The sequence below is a fragment of the Streptomyces sp. NPDC026417 genome, from assembly GCF_055567695.1.
Map to the genome: position 1 here is coordinate 1 of NZ_JBVHPY010000123.1, position 1,238 is coordinate 1,238.

General features: G+C 65.3%; 1 protein-coding gene and 1 pseudogene. Both read left to right on the forward strand.

Annotated features, from left to right (window positions below; translation table 11 throughout):
- A partial coding sequence (locus ACZ4NT_RS39330) for a lanthionine synthetase LanC family protein (RefSeq protein WP_467730236.1) occupies positions 1-1,083 on the forward strand: 1,083 nt, incomplete at its 5' end.
- Between the two features lie 7 nt (positions 1,084-1,090).
- Positions 1,091-1,238, forward strand: a pseudogene (locus tag ACZ4NT_RS39335) (IS701 family transposase); the annotation flags it as partial.

Sequence of the window (1,238 nt, forward strand, 5' to 3'; positions counted from 1 at the left end):
GGCGCAGCCGGAATCTTGGCCACCCTCACCCATGCAGCGAAGGCAACGGGGGATCCGACGTTGCGCACTACAGTGGCGCAGGCCGCAGACTGGGTAGACGAGCGGCTGTTCAGTATCCCGCGGCTGCTGCCCGGCCTGGCCTTCGGTCGTGGCGGCACCGCCTGGGGCCTGTTCGACGCGGCCGAATTTCTTCAGGACCCTAGGTTGATGGATCGCGCTATCAACCTCGCCCGGCGTCTCCCAGTGCGATGGCCAAGTCCCGACATCACTCGGGGCCTGTCCGGTGCTGGCATGACGCACCTACATCTATGGCAGCGCACCGGAGACGATACCCTGCTGGAGCTCGCTCTCGTCTGCGCTGATCATGTCCTGACCGCCGCGAGCCGCGACCGCGACCGCGACTACTGGACTTGGCCCATCCCCCACAGCACGGACTCACAAATCGCCGGAGACACTTCCTACGGCTTCGCACATGGAGTAGCTGGCATCGGGGCGTTCCTCCTTGCTGCCGCTCAAGCCGCAGGCCAGCAACAGCCCAACAGAGCACAGCGCTACTACCAGGCGGCTGTTGGAGCTGGTCACACGCTTGCGGCAGCAGCTCGGGCCGACGGCCGCACCGCACTGTGGCCCCGTAACGTCGGCGAAGAACCCGGCTCCCGTCTGGAGCCGTTATGGTGCACCGGATCAGCCGGTATCGGCATTTTCCTTGTCCGGCTCTGGGCCGCCACGCATGATCAGCGCTTCGCTGACCTGGCCGACCAAGCAGCTTCCCATGTCATGGAGCACCCCTGGCAGCCTGCTGGCGCTTGCTGTGGGCTCGCCGGCGGAGGCCATTTCCTTCTCGACATGGCCGAATACACTGGCCAGTACAACTATCGCGCTCAGGCGCAGCACATCGCCGGCATCATTCATGCCCAAAGCGCCGCCTACGAAGGGTTCCACACCAAAGCTCAGCCCGCGAACGGTACTGACTACGCCAACGGCACTGCAGGAATTCTCTCCTTCCTTCTCAGGCTTTGCCACGGTGGCCTTACTCCCTGGATGCCGGCGAACGTTGTGCCGCCCTGCGGCTTGTCAACTTGACTGTGACCTGCCGTGCGGCGACGGCGCCAAGGGCCCGCGCGTCTACGACTGGGCGGCCATCCAGCTCCCGGTGATCGAGGACTTCGACGGTGAGCGGCCCACCCATCACCGATGGGCACTGGCCCGGCGCAGCATCACCAGACCCGATCAGATCG